Here is a 20,479-nt window from a genome sequence, read left to right as displayed (position 1 = left end):
CGTATCAGGCAAAGTGACAGGCTACAAAATGCTGGTCGCCCGCATCTCGGTATACTGGAGCCTCTGTTCTACAGCGCGCTTCCGCCATAGGACAGCGTGTATGAAACTTGCATCCTGACGGCGGATTAGCCGGAGACGGGATGTCCCCTTTTAACACAATCCGCTGCCTTTTGATCGTCGGATCTGGAATCGGTACTGCTGATAGCAACGCCTTGGTGTACGGGTGAAGCGGATTCCTGAACAGTTCCTCCTTGGAGGCCAACTCTACCATTGAGCCCAGATACATCACACCAATCCGGCTACACAGATGCTCGACTACACTCAGATCATGCGAGATGAACAGGTACGTCAGTTGGCGTTCCTGCTGCAAATCGCTTAACAAGTTAATGATTTGGGCCTGAATCGATACATCCAGAGCCGATACCGGCTCGTCAGCCACAATAAAATCAGGATTCAAGATCAAGGCCCGGGCAATTCCGATCCGCTGCCGCTGACCGCCAGAGAACTCATGCGGATAACGATCATAGTGATATGAGGACAGCCCACAAATGTTCAGCGTTTCGTTGACCTTCTGCCGCAGCTCATTACGATCAATCAACCCGTGATCCAGCAAAGCCTCTCCGATCGCCTCACCCACCTTAATTCTCGGGTTCAGTGAACTAAAAGGGTCCTGGAAGACGATTTGCAGCTTTGGACGAAGCGCACGAATCTGCTCCTTGTTTAATGCGTGCAAATCTTCGCCCTTGTACCGTACTGATCCCTCTGTCTTATCCATCAATCTGAGAATCGTGCGTCCAATCGTACTTTTACCGCAGCCCGATTCTCCTACCAGACCAAACGATTCACCCTTATGAATATGAAAGGATACATCATCGACCGCCTTGACATGTCCGACCGTACGCTGAAAAACCCCGCCTGTGATTGGGAAATACTTTTTCAGCCCTTCCACTTGAATTAAAGGCTCGCTCATATTCGTTGCCCTCCTTCTTTCTCATATAGCCAGCAGGCAACCTTATGGCCATTCTCCTTTTCATTCAAGGGAGGGGCCTGATCCTTGCATATTTGCATACAATGTGCGCATCGATCATGAAAATGGCAATTTTCGCCCAGCTCAATGGGGTTTGGCACCTGCCCTGGGATGGAATATAGCCGATCCATTTTCTGATTAATGACAGGCTTTGCCTTTAATAGTCCTTGAGTATACGGATGCTGCGGATTTTTGAACAGCTCAATGACAGGAGCCTCTTCAATAACGTTCCCGGCATACATAACGACCACATAATCGGCCATTTCTGCCACGACACCCAAGTCATGTGTTATCAGCATAATGGACGTTTTAAGCTTATCCTTCAAATCCCGCATTAAATCGAGAATCTGTGCCTGGATCGTTACATCCAGTGCCGTTGTCGGTTCATCCGCAATCAACAGCTTCGGATTACAGCTTAAAGCAATAGCAATCATAATCCGCTGGCGCATACCGCCACTCAACTCATGAGGATAGGAATTGAATATTTCCTCCGATCGCGAAATGCCCACCAAATTAATTAGTTCAATTGCCCGGGCGCGTGCTTCCCTTTTACTCATTAATGTATGCATCAGCAACGGCTCCGTAATCTGTTCCCCGATCGTAAGCACCGGATTCAGAGAAGACATCGGTTCCTGAAAAATAATCGAAATGTCATTGCCGCGAATTTGCTGCATTTGCCCTTTATTGAGTTTTAGGAGATCCTTGCCCTCAAACCAGATTTGTCCGTCTGAGGTGTGGGGAGAATCAATCAACCGCATCATTGTCATCGCAGTTACACTCTTACCACAGCCAGATTCTCCTACCACACAGAGCGTTTCACCCTCACGAATTTTAAAACTGACGTCATTGACCGCTTTGACAGTTCCGTTAGAGGTATGAAAGTGGGTTTTCAGGTTACGAAATTCAATCAAAGCATTTTCCATAAACGTTCGTCTCCTACTTCTTCATTTTAGGGTCCAGCGCGTCACGCAAGCCGTCACCAATCAGATTAATCGCTACAACGGTAATTAGAATACACATTCCCGGTGGTACCCATATCCAGGGCCGTTTGCGGAAGTCAATCAGATTATTCGCAGCCGATATCATGTTCCCCCACGAAGGTGTGGGCGGCACGACGCCAATCCCCAAGTAACTGAGCGCAGATTCTGTAATAATCGCACCAGCCACTCCAAGCGTAGCCGTAACAATAATAGTAGGAATCGTGTTCGGTAGCAGATGTCGGAATATTTTGCGGCGGTCTCTCAACCCCAGCGCTTCCGTCGCCTGCATGAACTCCTGTTCACGCAGCGTAAGAATCTGCCCTCTGACCAGACGGGACAAGCTCGTCCAGCTCAGGACCCCAATAATAAGCATCAGAAAATAAATACGGTTCGACGGATCAACCTTCAAATCCGATAGAACAGCACCTAAAATAATAAGCAGCGGCAATGTAGGTAGCGCCATAAAAATATCAGCAATCCGCATAATAACCGTATCCACGCCTTTACGATAAAACCCTGCCAGCGCACCCAACGTTGCCCCGATCATGACCGAAATAAACGTGGCGACCAGCCCCACTGTCAAAGAAATACGGCCAGCCAGCATCGTACGCAGTAAAATATCTCTACCAAACTTATCCGTACCGAGCCAGTACTTCGCATTAGGGGATAAGTTTTTGTCAGAGAGCTTGTAATCATCTAAGTGATAAGGTGAAATCATGGGACCAAATACACAAATGATAACCATCAGAATTAATATAACGAGACCTGCCAAAGCCAAGCGGTTTTGGTTAAAACGGCGAACGGCGATTCTCCATGGAGACGCTTCAGGACGGATCGCCGCCTTTTGATTGGTTTCAATCGTGACTGTTTCTGCGGACAATAGTATCCCTCCTACTTCAAGCGAATTCTTGGATCTGCCATGCCATACAATACATCAGAAAGTAGATTGCCGATGAGCGTGAGAACAGCTAGGAAAATGGTGAAGCCCAACATAAACGGATAGTCCCGCATACTAATGGACTCCAGGTAGACCTGCCCCACACCCGGCCATACAAATACCTTTTCCAGGATCATTGCCCCACCAAATAAGGCTGGAAGCTCGAACCCGAGCAGTGTGATTGCTGGAATCAGGGCATTGCGCAGTGCATGTTTGAAAATAACCGTCCGTTCCTTCAAGCCCTTGGCGCGTGCGGTACGGATATAATCCTGACGGATGACCTCCAACATGCCTGTACGGAAATAACGAGTCAGGCTTCCTGTACTCAGCATCGTAAGTACGAGTGTCGGCAGGAACATATGCTTGAGGACATCCACCATATACGCCCATGAACCTGCTTCCATCCCTGCTGTAGTCATACCCCCAACCGGGAGAATTCCCCATTCAAGGGCAAATATTTTGATGACCAATAGACCAATAAAAAATGAAGGCAGCGACATACATAAGAAAATGAATAACGTCACGAACTTATCGAATAAGGAATATTGAAACTTAGCTGAAAATACCCCTGCAACAACTGCAATGAGCCAGCTAAAAATAAGACTAAAAAAAGCGATAATAAAAGAGTTCCATACATAATTGCCAATGACCTTCGTTACCGGCTGCTTATGCTGTAATGAATCCCCCATATTTCCCTTTAACATATTACCGGCCCATATAAAATAACGTTGGTATTCCGGCTTATCCAGCCCGTAGATATGTCGTAGCTGCTGCGCCTTCTCGGCGGTCATATTCGGGTTCTGCTTGGCTGTAATATAATCACCCGGCACCATGGCTGAAATCGCAAAAACGATAATGGATATGCCAATAAGTGTGGGGATGAGTTGCAGCAGTCTTCGAATAATGTACTGCTTCATATTCATTCCTCCAGACGAATAAAGTGATATGCCCAGCTCGTGAGAGCTGAGCATACGGTTGGCATCCCTTATTGAGCGATTTGAGCGTTATGCAGAGTGAACTCAAAATCTTTGTATGGCGTAATTTCTAGGCCGGATACACGTCCATTCACTGGCCACATATCTCTGCGTTGGTACATAAAGATAGTTGGCAGATCTTTGTTCAACTCTTGATAGAGCTGTTTGTAAATCTGTTTGCGTTTCTCTTGATCCAGTTCATGCTTACCAGCAAGCGTTAATTCATCGACCTTTTTATTAGAGTAGCCGATATCGTTTTGTGCACCATTCGTAATAAAAGTCGTTGTGTCCGGGTCTGGAGTTAAGCCCCAGGCCGCGAAGAACATATCAAACTTGCCTGTATCCTTTTTATCCATAATGGCGTTAAAATCTAGAGTTTCAGAAGTCAGCTTGATGCCTAGCTCTTTATAGTTATTGGACATGATTGGTAGCAAGGCCTCTACTACTGGATTATCAGCAGTTGCGGAGAAGTTAATGGTCAGCTTTTCGCCGTCCTTTTCGCGAATCCCGTCAGCACCAACCTTCCAGCCTGCCTCATCCAGCAAAGCCTTCGCCTTCGCTGTATCAAATTCATATTTGTTGATGCCTTCATCCGTATAAGACCAAGATTCTGTAGATTGTGGAATGTTAATGACATTCGCATATGGGCCATACACGCCCTGTACAATCTCTTTACGGTTTAAACCAATAGTTAAAGCCTGACGTACTTTAGGGTCCTGGAATTTCTTTTCCTTGTGATTAAATGCAATATATCCATAGCCATTGGTCGGCATAATATTCACGTCCAAGAAGCCTAGAGCCTTTAATTCCTCTACATTGTCTTCCGTAACTGTGATGTTGTCCATGTCCGTTTCGCCTGTTTGCAGCATAGACAGGTTTGTTTCTTCTGTTGTCGTTTTGAAAATAACCGATTTTACCTTTGGTGCGCCCTTGAAGTAGTTTGGATTCGCTTCAAGTACGACTTGCTGACCCGGGGAAAAGCTCTTCAGCACATACTGCCCGGAGCCGATTGGTTTATTATTAAGCGCCTTGATGCTGTCCAGGTTACCCTTCTTGAACCCTTTTCCGTAATAAGCTTCTGGCATGAAGTATTGCTCACCCAGATAATCCTTCGTATAAGCTGTTGCTTCTGTAACGGTTACCTCTACTGTATTATCATCGATGACCTTGATACCCGAGATATCATTCGCCTTGCCATCGTGGTATTCCTTACCGCCTTTAATCTTAAAAGATAATATATCGCTTTCTCCATCATAATTCGGATCATGCAGCACTTTGAGAACAAAAGCATAATCCTTTACGGTTACTGGAGTGCCGTCACTATACTTCACACCTGGTTTCAGATGGAAGGTGTATTTTAGACCATCCGGCGATACATCAACCTTCTCAGCCAAACTATTTTCATATGTACCATCTGCCTTCACCTGTAAGAAGGAATCAAATACCGTTCTGACTACATATAAATCGTAAGTTGTTTGCCAGAATAACGGGTTAAATACCCCTTTAGGTGATGTCATACCTACTACAATGTTATCTTTCCGATTTGTTGCTCCCGGAGGATTTTGTGACAAATCCGTCGCTTTAATTACACCCTCTGTAACTGGTGCGCTGCCTTCATTTCCCTCTGTTTTCTTATCCGCATTACCTTGCTGCGGCTGTGCCTCATTAGCACCTCCACTACATCCTGCAAACAGAACACCAACGATCATAAGCACCATAAGCAAAGAAACCCATTTCTTCGTTTGCACCATCCTGTTAATCCCCCTTAGTCGGTCTTTATTTAACAGCCTGTCTCATTCCTGCGGTGATTCACTAAAGCTTGAGGTTTGAAAATGAAGTTTGCACATCCTCCTTACTGTTCCTAATGATAGCGTAGAACACATGTTTTAGACCCTTGGTCAATTTTGTGCACTGACAACCATTACATTTTTATTAAGGTTTATCTTAAGTGTAAAATAATATCACGTCAATATCTTTTTTTATGTAATATGCAATTGCAAAACATCTATTTTTGTAAAGTTTATGAAATTTACTTGTGGAAAATGACAAAAAACTGAGTGTTATGTAATATAAAATAACATTCCGAATGATTGAAATGTGTACTCTGGCGAGTTGGGGAGCTTGTAATTTCCTAAGCCACTAAAAGGTAAATCATACTTAATGGGTAAACATGGATTGTATTATTAGTAAGTTACAATAGATGGCACTTGTTGTCAATAAAAAAAATCATAAAAAAAGATGTCCCCATAATTGGGGACATCTTTTCTTTCCACCCACTACTATTCAGTAGTGTAAGGAAGCAATGCGATTTGACGGGAACGTTTAACAGCGATTGTCAACATACGTTGATATTTCGCGCTTGTTCCAGTCACACGACGAGGAAGAATTTTTCCACGTTCGCTGATGAATTTTTTAAGCAGGTCTGTATCTTTATAGTCAATGTGAGTAATTTTGTTCACAGTGAAGAAACATACTTTACGACGTTTGTTGCGACCACCACGACGAGCTGGTCTTTTGTTATCGTCTCCGCCTTCTCTTTGTCTGAAGCCCATTCTTTGTCAGTCCTTTCCCAATTAAAATGGTAAATCATCATCCGAAATATCGATCGGTTTTCCGTCATCGGAAAAAGGATCCTGATTGTTTCGCGAGTTATTATTCCCGCGTCCACTATTGCTGTTACCGCCCCCGAAAGGAGACTCCTCACGCATACCTCCACCGCTATTGCCGCCACCGTTGCCGCTATCGCGGTTAGATTCCAAGAAACGTACATTATCAGCAACAATTTCAGTCACGTATACACGTTTTCCTTCATTGTTCTCATAATTACGCACCTGTACACGGCCTTCAACAGCCGTCAAACGACCTTTACGAAGATAGTTAGCGCATGTTTCAGCAAGCTGACGCCAGGTTACGATCGGCAAGAAATCCGCTTCCCGTTCGCCGCCTTGACTTGTAAACGGACGGTCTACAGCCAGGGTGAACTGGGTTACTGCTACACCAGACGGTGTATAGCGCAGCTCTGGATCTTTGGTCAAACGACCGATCAGAATGACACGGTTCAACAATCCAATCCCCTCCTTTGAGCGTTGTTCATTACATAATCACGTACAATAATTAAGCTACGTCGTTCGTAATGAGATAACGAATTACTTCGTCAGAAATTTTCATGATACGCTCAAGCTCAGTAACAACAGCAGGTTCTGCTGTGAAGTTTACCAGAACGAAAGAACCATCACGGAATTTCTTGATCTCATACGCAAGACGGCGTTTAGTTACATCGTGACTCGTAATTTCGCCACCGCCGTTAGAGATGATACCTTGGAATTTGTCGACTGTCGCTTGAACAGCTTCTTGTTCAATGTCAGGACGAATAATGTACATCACTTCATATTTGCGCATTCTTTACACCTCCTTATGGACATAAGGCCCTCAATCTCAGTTGAGAGCAAGGAACGAGCCTAAACTCGCACTAAAACAGTTTACCAAATCGAGCACCTGAATGCAACCTGCAATTTCGAGCACAAGGCTAAAAGCTGTTCACACACAACCTATTATTAGCTTTATACATTTTTATATCACTTCACAAATTTTGCATATATAAAGGAAATCATTTTTGATTAACTACTATCTGTGTGCCCTGATTTCGCATGTTTCTGCTTAAGACAGCGCACAATAACCGTTGCAGTCCAAATTCATTATCTAAGGAGGCACAACCGTATGGGTGAAAAGACTGAGTTCGTACCCGGGGATAAGGTCCCAAATGACGGCGTATATATGGAGGTTGGAGAAAAAAGCTTTCATACTGAAATCCAAAACCCGCAGCAAATAACGTTGGAAAGAGGCGATTCTTTTCCGAAGACCACCAACCATAATCGCAAGTGGAAGAAAAAAACGAAAGCTCGTGTCCACTAATGTATATTTCTTCGGAATCCTGGCCATATTATGATTAGGCGATACAACAGAGAGGTGTGGTTCCGTTGGACAACGTAGCCTTACAAACTGTTAGGAGATCCATTCCGGGCATTAGAAGCGTTAGGTTTGTGTAAAAGGACACTGTCTTTTCAACACGGTATTGCTAGTCAGTACACCGAGTTTCATGATGTGATTGGACAGATCGTATCCTGTTAAAAATGTATCGCCTACGATGGAGGACCTTTGTGGTCCTCCTTTGTTGCATTATCGGACTTTTTGCATATGCTGATAAAATGCAGATTAATTCAGCTCCTTCTGCTAGAATATATCCAAGTACAAAGACCTACTATCTACGGAGGTTTAAAGATGAGCTATTCTCGTATATTAAAGTGGATATCAGGTATATTCGAATTGGTGCTGGCTGTACCGATTGTGGGAGGAGCTATTGTCATGGGGACTGGCTACTCAGCACTGGGGTTTATGCTTGTCCTGCATGCAGTAACACTTATCCTGTCGTTACGCAATCAGGAAGCGATCTACGGTTCTGTCTGGGGAGTACTCACTTCCTTGCTAGCCTGGATTCCTTTTGTTGGCTGGGCACTCCATTTGATCGCTGCTATCCTTCTGATGATCTCTGGCTCAAAGAGAACAAAACGCTATCATTACCCGCCTAACCAGCTATAACAAAAGAATGCTCCTGACGGCAATTATTTCAAACGCTGTTAGGAGCTTTTCTTTTACTTTAACACCTTATTCATTCACCAAGAGGTTCTTAATCATTTCTTCGATATCGCTACATTCATTTTTATAACCTAATAATGATTTATTTCCATAAACCAAAAAATCCCCTACGTCAGCAGACGTAAGAGATTGATCAAGTTCATGAAGTTAGTGGCGGAAAGAGTGGGATTCGAACCCACGCACGCCTTGCGACGCCTAACTGATTTCGAGTCAGCCCCCTTGGACCTCTTGGGTACCTTTCCGCAGCAAGGATAATTATATCATCATTGCTACCATGACGCAAGCTGATTTCTTGTTCACCATGATCCACTTTCTCTGCTCAAATGGTTTCCGAATTTTGCTCGCCAGCGCTGGACTTTGAGCGCAGCACTTTCTTCATATTCTTTTCGAACTTGGCACGCGGAATCAGCACACTATGCTGGCATCCGACACATTTGATTCGAATATCCATCCCCATCCGGATAATTTCCATCTCGTTCGTTCCACATGGATGAGGCTTCTTCATCTGCACAATATCCCCTAGTTCAAACGACTTACGCTCCACCCTTCTCTCCCCCTTTTCTTACTGACTCATCTTCTTTTTCAAGGGTGATCGCCGTCTCCAGTGCGGCCTGACGATGTTCCTCGTCCTCTAGAGCCCTCTTGATATTATTCTGAATATCACGCTCTACCAAGGCCCCTGTGTTCGGCATACATTCCGCCACAACCCGTACGATATACTCTGATGTAGTCATGGACTGAACGCCTAACACATCCGGCATATTAAGTATCTGCGCATTGGACTCTTCGATACCTTGGATCGCCTGTTTTACCAAGCTGACGGCTTCCTCCAGACTACGCTCCGCCTTCATCGGCACATCTACCACCGCCAACGCGTTGGACATGGAGAAGTTCGTTACCGTCGTAATGGAGCCGTTCGGTAAAATATACACCTCACCTTTCCAGCTCACCAGCCTGGTTGTACGCAGCCCAATCATTTCTACCGTCCCCTTGAAAGTTCCCGTCTGAATGACGTCTCCTACGGCAAATTGATCCTCAAATATAATAAAGAATCCGGTAATTACATCCTTAACCAAGCTTTGTGCCCCAAAACCTACAGCCAACCCAAGCACTCCAGCTCCAGCAATCAGAGGGCCTAGATTTATACCCATTTGCGATAGCACCAGCATAATCAAGATGAAATTGAACACAATATTTGTTACATTTTTTAGCAGTTCGCCCACAGTCGTTAACCGTCTGGTATTCAATCGGAATCTGCCGTTATCTCCCTTTTGCTCCATCGACTTATCTATAATTTTATTAATAACTCGAATAAAGATACGTGTAATGATGAAAATAATTACGATTTTCAAAACCACAAACAAAAAGGTCGACCACATCGCACTATCTGTAAGCCATTTCCATACAGCATCCTTCCAATGAATCGCACCTTGCACTACGTCATCCGTGTCTAAATTACCGGCCAACCAATGTATAAAGGTCATGCTGTACTCCTCCTCAAACCAGGGAACCACTCTTTCTATTTCCCACATTCTATTTCCTATCTATATAAGCATATCTCCCGACTTCAAACATACGACTATGAATAATCTACTTTTCCCGAGTATAAAAACGCAAGTTTATCCATATACTAGCTACTATCTTGAGAATAATTGTTACCCGCAGGCCAAGTGAAATCTTAAAAGTAGGCGAGCACAACCTGCACGCTCCATTACAGGACGAAAGGAAGATTCCATGACTCATTCTGACTTCATTCCGGGGCAAGAACCCCTAAGCTTAAAAATATCACACACCGATCCCGGGATCCAATCAGCCATCATCCATCGTTTGCTGTTCCATCTGCATCAGGCACGGAGTCTGCAAAATATCGTCATCATTTGCATCGGCACCGATCGTTCTACTGGAGATTGCCTTGGTCCGCTCGTTGGCACCCATTTGTCACGCTATAAAAGCCCCCTGTTTAACTTGTATGGAACATTAGATGAGCCTGTACATGCTATGAACCTTCAAACGACGCTGAACGGCATACATGACCGATACGAACAGCCTTATATCATTGGGATAGACGCATGTCTTGGACAAACCTCCAGTGTTGGATGCATTCAGGTTGCAGAGGGTCCTCTCAAGCCTGGAGCAGGTGTAAATAAAGAATTACCGCCGGTCGGCGATATCCATTTGACTGGTATCGTTAACGTCGGCGGCTTCATGGAATACTTTGTGTTACAAAATACAAGACTAAATTTGGTCATGAAATTATCAGATATCATAGCTAGTAGCTTATACTCCGCAATTAAGGAGTGGCATTACCGGTCTGTCCTACTTGCTGCGCAAGAGTAATAGCTTCTTTCTCTTCAGGTGATAAGGAATAAGAAGATTGTCCCGCTTCCAGAGGCTTGGCATACACATATGAGCCATCCCGGTTATAAATACCGGTCAATACTATTCCGTCCTGATTATCGTCTACAATAGCCAGAGAGAAGCTTAGATCGCTCCCTCTCTCACCAAAGGCATTATAGCGTTTGATGCCTATATGTCCCTTCAAGCCAGTCAGTTTGCTGCGTAGTGATTTCATACTTGCACGGTGGGCTTCCTGCTCATCTTCAATCGTATCCATCTGTACCTTTAAATCAATCAGCAGCGTCTCCAAATTCTCTACCCCGCTGCCTGCCATCATGGTTTCATACTTTCGCCGCATCTTCTTCAGCTTTGATCCCTGTACAATAACAACAATCAACAGGATAAGCAAAATAAGCACGATCCCTGCAACAATACCAGCAAGCTGCTCCATGATTAGTCCATTCAATTCAGCCATATGTTTGTTTCTACCCCTCTACCTCAAAAATCATGTTACTGCTTTGCTTACCTTTTATTTTAAACGTTTGAGAACAGCGAGACAAATAACACAAGGCTATTAGTTTATCCATCAAAACCATTCTAATTCCTGCAATTCCAGACAAAGCAAAGACATATCTCACTTTCCATTTCACTCAAGGAGACATGTCCATATTTTTACAGACTACTGTAATAGCTCCAGTAATCTTTCCAAATCCTGCTGGCTGTAATAATTCAATTCGATTTTTCCTTTATCTTTATTGTGCTTGATCTTCACAGTTGTTTTAAAACGCTCGCGCAGGGACTCTTCCATATGGTCAATATAGGGGTCCTTTTTTCGCACCTTTGCTTTAGCTTTTGTTTCTCCAGGCTTATGATCCAACTGTTGTACGGCTTCCTCAAGTTCACGAACGCTCCACTGTTGCTCAATACATTGCATGGCCAGCTGTTTTACCATGTCTGGATCTTTGAGCCCGACAATTGCTCTAGCATGCCCCATAGACAATGTTCCACGTGAAACATGATCTTTAACCTCCTCAGGCAATGCGAGCAAACGAAGAAAATTGGCAATGTGTGAACGTGATTTTCCCACTTTCATGGACAACTCTTCCTGAGTTAAAGAAAACTGATCCATTAACCCCTGATAAGCCACCGCCACTTCCATTGCATTTAAGTTTTCACGCTGCAAATTCTCAATCAGGGCAATCTCCATTACCTGCTGATCTGTAAAATTGCGAACAACCACAGGTATGGTTGGATTCCCGCAAAATTGAGAGGCCCGAAACCGTCTTTCCCCGGCTATAATCTCATACCCTCTCAAGACACTACGCGCAATAATGGGTTGGATAACACCGTGCTGACGAATGGATTCCGCTAATTCCTTAATGGACTCCTCATCAAACGTTTTCCGAGGCTGGTATGGGTTCGCCCGCAACTGACTGAGCGGAATGTCAACAACCTTATCCTCTTCACTGACTGTAAGGGAGGGAATAAGTGCGTCCAGTCCCTTTCCCAACCGTTTACTCATAAGATACCACTTCCTTTGCCAACTCAATATATACCTCTGCCCCACGAGACCGGGGATCATACGTAATAATGGACTGGCCATGTGATGGTGCTTCGCTGAGTCTCACGTTGCGTGGAATAATCGTCTGATAAACTTTGCTTTGAAAATATTTTTTCACTTCTTCAATCACCTGAATACCCAAGTTCGTGCGGGCGTCAAACATGGTTAGCAACACACCCTCAATTTGCAATGAGGTATTTAAATGTTTTTGTACTAATCGCACGGTATTCAACAATTGGCTTAATCCTTCCAGCGCGTAATATTCACATTGGATTGGAATAATGACTGAATCGGAAGCCGTCAAGGAATTGAGCGTCAAAATCCCCAGTGATGGAGGGCAATCTATTAATATATAATCGTAATTATGCTTGACGAGTTGAAGTGATCTTTTTAATCTCAATTCGCGAGAAATAGTTGGTACCAGCTCGATTTCAGCACCAGCTAATTGGATGGTTGCCGGGATAATATCCAATCCCTCAACCTGTGTACTGATAATCGCCTCGCTAGGGTCAACTTCGTTAATGAGTACATCATAAATACAATTTGCCACATCCGCCTTATTGATACCCACACCGCTAGTTGTATTACCTTGCGGGTCGATATCCACGAGCAATACCCTTTTGCCGAGGGAAGCAAGTCCGGCGCCCAAATTCACGGAAGTAGTCGTTTTGCCTACTCCGCCCTTTTGATTGGCTACGGCTATTATTTTTGACACTTCATTCACCTCATAATTTAATCGGAATCCTGCTACGTTCCATGATTGCAAAAGCTCTATGAAGACGTTACTTAGTCCTTAACTTACGGATAACGGCAATTTCAAAATAGAATACGAGTATGCTGCGGTTTTATGTTGGCGTTAGACAGAAAAAGCGGCAATTGCTGCCGCTGTACGCTTCATCCCTTACTTACGTTTGGGAATTTGAATGACAATCTCATAGTGATCCTCATGATCAGATTCCTTTGTTTTGATATCCAACCCTGAGCCAGACACCATATCAATGGATTGACGAATCGTATTCAGCGCAAGCCGGACATCCTTGGTAAAGGAAATCCGCTTAGATTTCTTAATCGTGGATACTTGTTTATAGAAGGCAACTCGTGCCTCTGTTTGCTTCACATTGAGTTCCTTAGCAATCACTTCATCTAAAACCTTGTACTGTAGCTCTTCGGTCTCTAACGACAATAATGCACGAGCGTGACGCTCGGACACCCTCCGCTCCATTAGAGCCTCTTTCACTCTCTCCGGCAAATGAAGCAGCCGTATCTTATTAGCAATAGTGGATTGGCTTTTGCCAAGTCGCTGAGCGAGGCTTTCCTGGGTGAGTTGATGCAGGTCAATCAGCTTTTGATAAGCTACAGCCTCTTCAATCGCAGTTAGGCCCTCCCGCTGAAGATTCTCAATCAACGCGATGGATGCAGCTTGTGAATCATTAAACTCACGAACAATGGCTGGAATCGTCTCCATACCCAGCTTGGTGACAGCTCTCCAACGACGTTCCCCTGCTATAATTTCATATTGTCCATTACGGAAACGAACGACAATCGGTTGAATTACACCATGCGTCTTAATAGTCTGGCATAGCTCATCAATCTTTTCGTCGTCAAATATGGTGCGGGGCTGATAAGGACTGCTGACAATATCCCGAACTGGAATTTGTTTTATTTCGTCCCCATTGGAGCGCTCCGTCAAACCAAATAGCTTGGAAAATTGTTCTTTCATTCCGTATAATACCACCTAATTTCATAATAGCACCATACAAACAGCGCTTCGTGAAAAACAGTTCCTTACGGGGATTGTAGACCCTTCTATATGAAACAGCGCCGTAAGCGGGTACACTCCACGTACTCCCCTGACATTTGTTGTCCCACTTCCCTATATGTATATCTGAAATCATGGGTACGGGAAGCAGCCAACTTACACTAAAACGATTATCTCTATTCTATCACTTTTCCAGTCATAATCCTATCGTCTCTAACAGCTTTTCAGAAGGATAAAAGAATAAATTATGTAGAGGGCATTCGGCAAGGAGTCATCTTAAGCAAGGAGTTTATAAACCATAAAAAAAGTGAATGTTTCACGTGAAACATTCACTTTTTTTCAAACACTTACACTAAAGGTGTTTTCAAAGGAGTACCTGGCTTACGCGGGTATTTCCGTGGTGTAGCTGCTCTTTTCTCAATAATAATCATATGTCTGGCTGCATCCTCAACAGGTAGCTGAAAGGCCTGAACATGCTTGATTTTTCCCTTTAGCTCTTTCAAGCTGTAGGAGGCTTCCCTGATTTCTTCGGTTGGGTCGCTACCCTTCATCGCTGCAAAGTGGCCTCCCTCACGGACAAAAGGCAAACAAAATTCATTTAGTACCGCGAGACGGGCAACAGCCCGGGCTGTGACCAGATCATAGCTATCACGATATCCTGCTTTGCGCCCCAATTCCTCTGCCCTGCTGTGAATCAGTTCGACATTTTCCAGTCCCAACTGCTCTACAACATGAGCTAAAAATTGTATGCGTTTGTTCAATGAGTCTACAATGGTCAATTGAATATGTGGAAAGCATATTTTCAAGGGAATCCCAGGAAAACCAGCACCTGACCCAATGTCAGCCAGGCTCCCCACATCATTTAACGGAACATAAAAGGCAAGTGAAACAGAATCGTAAAAATGCTTGGTGTACACTGCATCTCGCTCAGTAATGCCCGTCAGGTTCATTTTTTCATTCCATTCAACCAGCACACGGTAATACGTTTCAAACTGCTCTAACTGACTGTCATTAATCACAATGCTATGCTCTGCCAGCCGCTGCTTAAACTGCTGTTGTATCGCGTCCATTAAGATCCCCTCGCTGCCGTTACACGGTTATAGTGCTCCAGATAAACCAGCAAAATGGAAATATCCGCAGGAGTTACACCGGAGATACGGGATGCCTGACCGATGGACATCGGACGGATCTTTTCAAGCTTCTGCTTGGCTTCAATGGCCAAGCCTTGAACTTCATTGTATGCGATATCCTCTGGGAGCTTCTTCTTCTCCATCTTTTGCAGGCGTTCTACATGCATTAATTGCTTTTCAATGTAGCCCGCATACTTAATTTGGATTTCCACCTGTTCTTGCTCTTCCTCAGTAAGAGCTACAGGTGAAGGCGAAATTTGTGCCACTTGTGCATAGCTGATCTCAGGTCGACGCAGCACTGTTAACAAATTACTGCCGTCCTGTATCGGTGCAGATCCGCCTTGCTCCAGCATCTCATTTACATCAACCGGACGAACTTTAGCTAAGCGCAAACGCTCAATTTCTTGCTCTACCTTTTGTTTTTTATCCAAAAAGCGCTCGTATCGTTCGTCTGTTATCAGGCCAATATCATGCCCGATCGGAGTCAATCGCAGATCCGCGTTATCATGCCGCAACAACAGACGGTATTCTGCACGGGATGTCAGCAAACGATATGGCTCATTTGTACCCTTTGTCACCAGGTCGTCAATCAGAACCCCAATGTAGCCTTGAGAACGATCCAGTACGACGGGCTCTTTGCCCTGCACCTTGCGAGCTGCATTAATCCCAGCCATAATTCCTTGACCCGCAGCTTCTTCATAACCAGATGTCCCGTTAATCTGACCTGCTGTGAACAAGCCAGGTACTTTTTTCGTTTCCAAAGTAGGCCACAACTGAGTAGGTACCATCGCATCATACTCAATAGCGTAACCGTTACGCATCATTTCTACTTTTTCCATCCCTGGAATGGTACGTAATACTGCTAATTGCACATCCTCTGGCAAGCTTGTTGACAAGCCTTGAACATAGTATTCAGATGTGTTTTTACCCTCAGGCTCCAGAAAGATTTGGTGCTTCGGCTTATCACTGAAACGCACCACTTTATCTTCAATAGAGGGGCAATAACGTGGTCCCGTTCCTTCGATCAGACCAGAGAACATCGGTGCACGATGCAAATTATCATTAATAATCTGATGTGTTTCCACTGAAGTATACGTCAGCCAGCAAGGCAACTGCTCATTATCCGAGGACTTCGTTTCATAGGAGAAGAACTTCGGCTGATCATCGCCTGGCTGTATTTCTGTTTTGCTAAAATCAATCGTATCCTTATGCACACGTGGTGGCGTCCCTGTTTTAAAGCGAACGAGATCGAACCCAAGCTCTCTCAAATGTTCAGAAAGTCTCAGCGAAGGCTGCTGATTGTTCGGACCACTCTCATACATCAGCTCACCCATAATGATTTTTCCGCGCAGATAGGTGCCCGTCGTCAGGACAACTGCTTTACTACGATACTCTGTGCCCGTCTTCGTAATCACACCTACGCATTGGCCGTCTTCTATAATCAGCTCTTCAACCATGCCTTGACGTAAGGTCAGATTCGGTTCTTTCTCCATCGTTTCCTTCATCGCATGCTGATAAGAGAACTTGTCTGCTTGTGCGCGCAAGGCATGCACGGCAGGACCCTTACCAGTATTTAACATTCTCATTTGGATAAATGTCTTGTCGATATTCCGACCCATTTCGCCACCCAATGCATCAATTTCCCGTACTACATGACCCTTTGCGGGACCACCAATAGACGGGTTGCAGGGCATGAATGCGACCATATCCAAGTTAATTGTGATCATCAATGTACGACAGCCCATCCGTGCCGCTGCCAAGGCGGATTCTACGCCCGCATGGCCTGCACCGACGATGATCACATCATAGTCGCCTCCTTGATATCCCATACCTCTCTTGCCTCCCTTATACATTCGAGTCTTCACCCCGAATATGCTCTTGTGTATCTATGACGATAGCAGGCTTAAAACAGCCATGCTTGAATGTTCTACTTGCCCAGACAGAATTGTGAGAATATTTGATCTATTAACGCATCATGCGCAGTATCGCCTACAATCTCACCCAAATGCTCCCATGCCAGCCTTACATCAATCTGGATCATGTCAATTGGAACAAATTGATCAGCGGCCTCATAGGCATCTACCAGCGATTGGCGCGCTTTCTTCAGCAAAGCAATATGCCGTACATTGCTGACATACGTCATATCCGCTGATTCTAGCTTGCCGCTAAAGAATAAATTCGATATAGCCTGCTCCAGCCGATCTGCTCCCTCATTTTCCTTCACAGACATCGGCACAATAAGCTCTTCAGGAACATAGCGCAGCAACAAATCCCGGTCTATTTGGGCCGGTAAGTCCATTTTATTCATAATAACAATCGCTTGTCTACCGCGGATTTGTTCCATTAATGCCATTTCATCCTCATGTAGTGGTTCGTTGGCATTCATAACGATGAGCAACAGATCCGCTTCACTAACTGCCGTTCTCGAACGCTCTACCCCAATCCGTTCCACGACATCCATCGTTTCGCGAATTCCAGCTGTATCCAACAGCTTGAGCGGAATATTATTAATCGTCACATACTCCTCGATAACGTCACGGGTCGTACCCGGAATATCGGTCACAATCGCCCGTTCGCCCTGAGCCAACGTGTTTAGCAGCGACGATTTGCCTACATTCGGTCTTCCGACAATCGCTGTAGTCAGCCCTTCACGCAAAATTTTCCCCTGCTCCGCTGTGTGCAACAGCCGATCAATTTCTGCCATGACTTGGCTGCTTTTATCCTTGATTAACTCAGACGTAAAGGATTCTACATCATGCTCAGGGTAATCAATGTTTACTTCGATATGAGCAAGTGTCTCCACCAATACATGACGCAAACGACGAATATTCTGGGACAGCTGCCCATCCACCTGCTTCAGAGCCATCGAAAAGGCTTTATCCGATTTGGAACGAATTAAGTCAATAACGCCCTCCGCCTGACTCAGATCAATACGACCATTCAAAAAAGCGCGTTTCGTAAATTCACCTGGCTCAGCCAGACGTATATTTTGCAGCAGTAACAAATCCATCACCCGTTTAACGGCTACCACCCCGCCATGAGTGCTGATCTCTACCACATCTTCTGTTGTAAAAGAGCGTGGTGCCCGCATCACTGTAACTAAAACTTCCTCCACCTTCTCTTGGCTTTGAGGATCTATAATATGTCCATAGTGTACCGTGTGCGTTGGAGCCTTACTTAAGGGCGTTTTACTACGGAACAAAGCCTCCACTTCCGTGACCGCTTCTGGACCGCTGACCCGCACAACTGCAATGCCGCCCTCGCCGACAGCCGTTGCAATGGCAGCTATGGTATCGCTCAGCATATCGTTTCTACCTCCTATCAAGTAAAAACGGCATTGCCGCCCTTCATCAAGGACGGCACCCGTTTCATTGTGTGAAATATAAGAAAAAAAGCAATGGCTTCTGCAGCTTGCAGAGAGCCATTGCGTCGGATTATTTCTTGGCAATGACAACGCGCCGATTAGGCTCGTCCCCCTTGCTGTATGTTCTAACCAGCGCATGCTGCTGGAGCTTGGCATGAATCAGCTTCCGCTCCTGGGACGGCATTGGCTCCAGTACCACTTCCTTGCCGTAACGAACAGCCTGGTTCGCTAATCGTTCCGCCAAATCCTCCAGCGTTTTCCGCCGACGTGCACGAAATTGCTCGGCATCCAGCACAATTCGGATAAATTTATCAGAATGACGGTTAGCAACAATATTCGTCAGGTACTGCAATGCATCTAATGTCTGTCCTCTGCGGCCAATCAGCATACCGAGCGATGGACCGGAGATATCCAGTGTACTTTCATCCTTGCGATGACGGACATCGACTTCGACGTCGAGTCCCATTCCTGCAGCTGTTTCACGGATGAAACGCACCGCCTCTTCATAAGGATCTATATGTCCCCTGGATGCTTCCATGTTCATCTGTGCTTCCTGCGCAACAGACCCAGCTTGTGATACAGCCTGTCCCACGTCAGAAGGTGCTTGAGCCGATACATGAGGTTCAGCCGTGTGTGTGGTTTCAGGAGACGGCTCAGAAAGCAGCGTAAGCTCCACCTTCGCCTTTTTGACCCCTAGCCACCCCAGGAATCCTTTTGACGGCTGTTCCAACACGTTTACGGTTACCCGTTCACGGCTTACTCCCAGCTGGGAGAGTCCTTGTCTTACAGCATCTTCAACGGTTTTTCCTGATGTCACGACTTTGGTCATCTCGACTTTTTAGCCCCCTTCGTGTTTTTGCCGCCTTTTTTCTTACTATTATTAGAGGAACCTGTTTTCGCGAGACTCGCTGTTTTTACATTAGCCAATGCTGCGTCCTTATCATTATTCCGATAAAGGAAATAGTTTTGAACAATCGTGTAAATATTACTAAAAAACCAGTACAACGGCAAAGCAGACGGGAAGTTATACGACATGAATAGAATCAGCACCGGATAGACATACAGCAAAAATTGCATGGGTCCTTGCTGCGGTGTCGGATTCATTTTCATCATCATCCAAGTTTGGACAAAAGTCGTAATCGCTGCTAGAATCGGCAGGATAAAGAAGTGATCCGGTTTACCTAACTGGAGCCACAAAAAGTCATGATCCCGCAATGCCGAGTTATAATAAATGGCATTATAAAGCGCGATGAAAATGGGCATCTGTACTAACAAAGGCAGACAGCCCGCCATTGGGTTAACCTTGTTTTCTTGAAACAATTTCATCGTTTCTTGCTGGACTCGCTCAGGTGTATCCTTGTATTTCGCTTGAATTTCTTTTAATTGCGGCTGAATAGCCTGCATTGCTCTGGAACTGCGTACTTGCTTGAGTGTAAGCGGCAAAATAATAGTACGCACAATGATCACCAGAATCAGTACGGCCAGGCCATATTCTCCAGAGAACCATTGGGCAAATGTATCCAGCGCATACGAAAACCAGTAAACGACATATCTTTGCCACCAAGATCCATTGGCCAAGTCTGCCGTCGTGTAAGAATTGTGAGCCGCCTGGGTACATCCGGACAGCACAGCAACAAGTGCCAATAAGGCAATCAGGAGGAACCATTTTCCTCGTTGAGTCTTCAAACGCGACACTTCATAACCCCTTTCTTAACCAATCCATTCCAACGTAAATCATACCATATCCTGTAGGACAA

22 protein-coding genes and 1 tRNA gene are annotated in these 20,479 nt (G+C 45.0%); 3 read left to right on the top strand and 20 right to left on the bottom strand.

Annotated elements, in window-relative coordinates; genetic code table 11:
• Window positions 1-4 precede the first annotated feature (4 nt).
• From ACXHJ1_RS06870 to rpsF, 8 genes are all read right to left on the bottom strand, one after another.
• Entirely contained in the window at window positions 5-970 is a 966-nt protein-coding gene (locus tag ACXHJ1_RS06870) for an ABC transporter ATP-binding protein (RefSeq protein ID WP_090889273.1), read from the bottom strand.
• Window positions 967-1,950: an ABC transporter ATP-binding protein gene (locus ACXHJ1_RS06865; RefSeq protein ID WP_016822457.1), complete on the bottom strand. Its 984-nt coding sequence runs from the start codon at window positions 1,948-1,950 to the stop codon at window positions 967-969. Before ACXHJ1_RS06865 ends, ACXHJ1_RS06870 begins: the two co-directional genes overlap by 4 nt.
• A gap of 13 nt (window positions 1,951-1,963) precedes the next feature.
• The gene (gene opp4C / locus ACXHJ1_RS06860) at window positions 1,964-2,887 is read right to left on the bottom strand and encodes an oligopeptide ABC transporter permease (protein WP_016822456.1); all 924 of its coding nucleotides are present in this window, start codon (window positions 2,885-2,887) and stop codon (window positions 1,964-1,966) included.
• Between the two features lie 11 nt (window positions 2,888-2,898).
• Window positions 2,899-3,861, bottom strand: coding sequence for an ABC transporter permease (locus tag ACXHJ1_RS06855; RefSeq protein ID WP_016822455.1), 963 nt, complete (start codon window positions 3,859-3,861; stop codon window positions 2,899-2,901).
• A 68-nt stretch (window positions 3,862-3,929) separates the two neighbouring features.
• Window positions 3,930-5,669 (bottom strand): ABC transporter substrate-binding protein, encoded by a 1,740-nt coding sequence (locus ACXHJ1_RS06850; protein ID WP_457905820.1) that lies wholly within the window; start codon window positions 5,667-5,669, stop codon window positions 3,930-3,932.
• A 528-nt stretch (window positions 5,670-6,197) separates the two neighbouring features.
• A complete protein-coding gene (gene rpsR / locus ACXHJ1_RS06845; RefSeq protein ID WP_013312800.1) occupies window positions 6,198-6,470 on the bottom strand; it encodes a 30S ribosomal protein S18 in 273 nt (90 codons plus the stop codon).
• 21 nt (window positions 6,471-6,491) lie between these two features.
• Complete coding sequence (gene ssb / locus ACXHJ1_RS06840; RefSeq protein ID WP_010346813.1) at window positions 6,492-6,983, bottom strand: single-stranded DNA-binding protein; 492 nt, start codon at window positions 6,981-6,983, stop codon at window positions 6,492-6,494.
• A gap of 49 nt (window positions 6,984-7,032) precedes the next feature.
• Entirely contained in the window at window positions 7,033-7,317 is a 285-nt protein-coding gene (gene rpsF / locus ACXHJ1_RS06835) for a 30S ribosomal protein S6 (protein WP_025366259.1), read from the bottom strand.
• Window positions 7,318-7,635: 318 nt separating this feature from the next.
• Between rpsF and ACXHJ1_RS06830 the strand changes: the two genes are divergently transcribed.
• Both ACXHJ1_RS06830 and ACXHJ1_RS06825 read left to right on the top strand, forming a co-directional pair.
• Window positions 7,636-7,830, top strand: a complete 195-nt coding sequence (locus tag ACXHJ1_RS06830) for a YjzC family protein (RefSeq protein ID WP_013373906.1) — start codon at window positions 7,636-7,638, stop codon at window positions 7,828-7,830.
• A gap of 366 nt (window positions 7,831-8,196) precedes the next feature.
• On the top strand, window positions 8,197-8,514 hold the full coding sequence (locus ACXHJ1_RS06825) for a hypothetical protein (protein WP_016822453.1): 318 nt from the start codon (window positions 8,197-8,199) through the stop codon (window positions 8,512-8,514).
• 208 nt (window positions 8,515-8,722) lie between these two features.
• On the opposite strand, the gene ACXHJ1_RS06820 is transcribed toward ACXHJ1_RS06825, so the two are convergent.
• The 3 genes from ACXHJ1_RS06820 to ACXHJ1_RS06810 all read right to left on the bottom strand — a co-directional run bounded on the left by ACXHJ1_RS06820 (window position 8,723) and on the right by ACXHJ1_RS06810 (window position 10,055).
• Window positions 8,723-8,813 (bottom strand) — tRNA-Ser (locus ACXHJ1_RS06820).
• A 77-nt stretch (window positions 8,814-8,890) separates the two neighbouring features.
• On the bottom strand, window positions 8,891-9,115 hold the full coding sequence (locus tag ACXHJ1_RS06815; RefSeq protein WP_016822452.1) for a DUF951 domain-containing protein: 225 nt from the start codon (window positions 9,113-9,115) through the stop codon (window positions 8,891-8,893).
• Complete coding sequence (locus tag ACXHJ1_RS06810) at window positions 9,105-10,055, bottom strand: mechanosensitive ion channel family protein (RefSeq protein WP_107733629.1); 951 nt, start codon at window positions 10,053-10,055, stop codon at window positions 9,105-9,107. Before ACXHJ1_RS06810 ends, ACXHJ1_RS06815 begins: the two co-directional genes overlap by 11 nt.
• A gap of 250 nt (window positions 10,056-10,305) precedes the next feature.
• Here ACXHJ1_RS06810 and yyaC point away from each other — a divergent pair, with 250 nt between their 5' ends.
• Window positions 10,306-10,908 (top strand): spore protease YyaC, encoded by a 603-nt coding sequence (yyaC, locus tag ACXHJ1_RS06805; RefSeq protein WP_019689093.1) that lies wholly within the window; start codon window positions 10,306-10,308, stop codon window positions 10,906-10,908.
• Here yyaC and ACXHJ1_RS06800 read toward each other — a convergent pair.
• The 9 genes from ACXHJ1_RS06800 to ACXHJ1_RS06760 form a co-directional block, all read right to left on the bottom strand.
• A complete protein-coding gene (locus ACXHJ1_RS06800) occupies window positions 10,862-11,383 on the bottom strand; it encodes a DUF4446 family protein (protein WP_016822449.1) in 522 nt (173 codons plus the stop codon). The genes yyaC and ACXHJ1_RS06800 overlap by 47 nt on opposite strands.
• A gap of 204 nt (window positions 11,384-11,587) precedes the next feature.
• Window positions 11,588-12,430, bottom strand: a complete 843-nt coding sequence (locus ACXHJ1_RS06795; protein ID WP_107733628.1) for a ParB/RepB/Spo0J family partition protein — start codon at window positions 12,428-12,430, stop codon at window positions 11,588-11,590.
• Complete coding sequence (locus ACXHJ1_RS06790) at window positions 12,423-13,184, bottom strand: ParA family protein (RefSeq protein ID WP_013373915.1); 762 nt, start codon at window positions 13,182-13,184, stop codon at window positions 12,423-12,425. Before ACXHJ1_RS06790 ends, ACXHJ1_RS06795 begins: the two co-directional genes overlap by 8 nt.
• Before the next feature lie 186 nt (window positions 13,185-13,370).
• Window positions 13,371-14,189, bottom strand: coding sequence for a nucleoid occlusion protein (gene noc, locus ACXHJ1_RS06785; RefSeq protein WP_107733627.1), 819 nt, complete (start codon window positions 14,187-14,189; stop codon window positions 13,371-13,373).
• A 386-nt stretch (window positions 14,190-14,575) separates the two neighbouring features.
• Window positions 14,576-15,298, bottom strand: a complete 723-nt coding sequence (gene rsmG, locus ACXHJ1_RS06780; RefSeq protein ID WP_044786764.1) for a 16S rRNA (guanine(527)-N(7))-methyltransferase RsmG — start codon at window positions 15,296-15,298, stop codon at window positions 14,576-14,578.
• Window positions 15,298-17,187 (bottom strand): tRNA uridine-5-carboxymethylaminomethyl(34) synthesis enzyme MnmG, encoded by a 1,890-nt coding sequence (mnmG, locus tag ACXHJ1_RS06775; protein WP_016822445.1) that lies wholly within the window; start codon window positions 17,185-17,187, stop codon window positions 15,298-15,300. The genes rsmG and mnmG overlap by 1 nt, the downstream gene beginning before the upstream one ends.
• A gap of 98 nt (window positions 17,188-17,285) precedes the next feature.
• Window positions 17,286-18,662 (bottom strand): tRNA uridine-5-carboxymethylaminomethyl(34) synthesis GTPase MnmE, encoded by a 1,377-nt coding sequence (gene mnmE / locus ACXHJ1_RS06770; RefSeq protein ID WP_016822444.1) that lies wholly within the window; start codon window positions 18,660-18,662, stop codon window positions 17,286-17,288.
• A gap of 130 nt (window positions 18,663-18,792) precedes the next feature.
• Window positions 18,793-19,551, bottom strand: coding sequence for an RNA-binding cell elongation regulator Jag/EloR (gene jag, locus ACXHJ1_RS06765; RefSeq protein ID WP_016822443.1), 759 nt, complete (start codon window positions 19,549-19,551; stop codon window positions 18,793-18,795).
• Entirely contained in the window at window positions 19,548-20,417 is an 870-nt protein-coding gene (locus ACXHJ1_RS06760) for a YidC/Oxa1 family membrane protein insertase (RefSeq protein ID WP_016822442.1), read from the bottom strand. The genes jag and ACXHJ1_RS06760 overlap by 4 nt, the downstream gene beginning before the upstream one ends.
• Between the last annotated feature and the right edge of the window lie 62 nt (window positions 20,418-20,479).

The sequence above is a fragment of the Paenibacillus sp. ALE2 genome (assembly GCF_054113385.1).
Note: the sequence above shows the minus strand (reverse complement) of the source record. Positions and strands in the feature narration are given on the sequence as shown.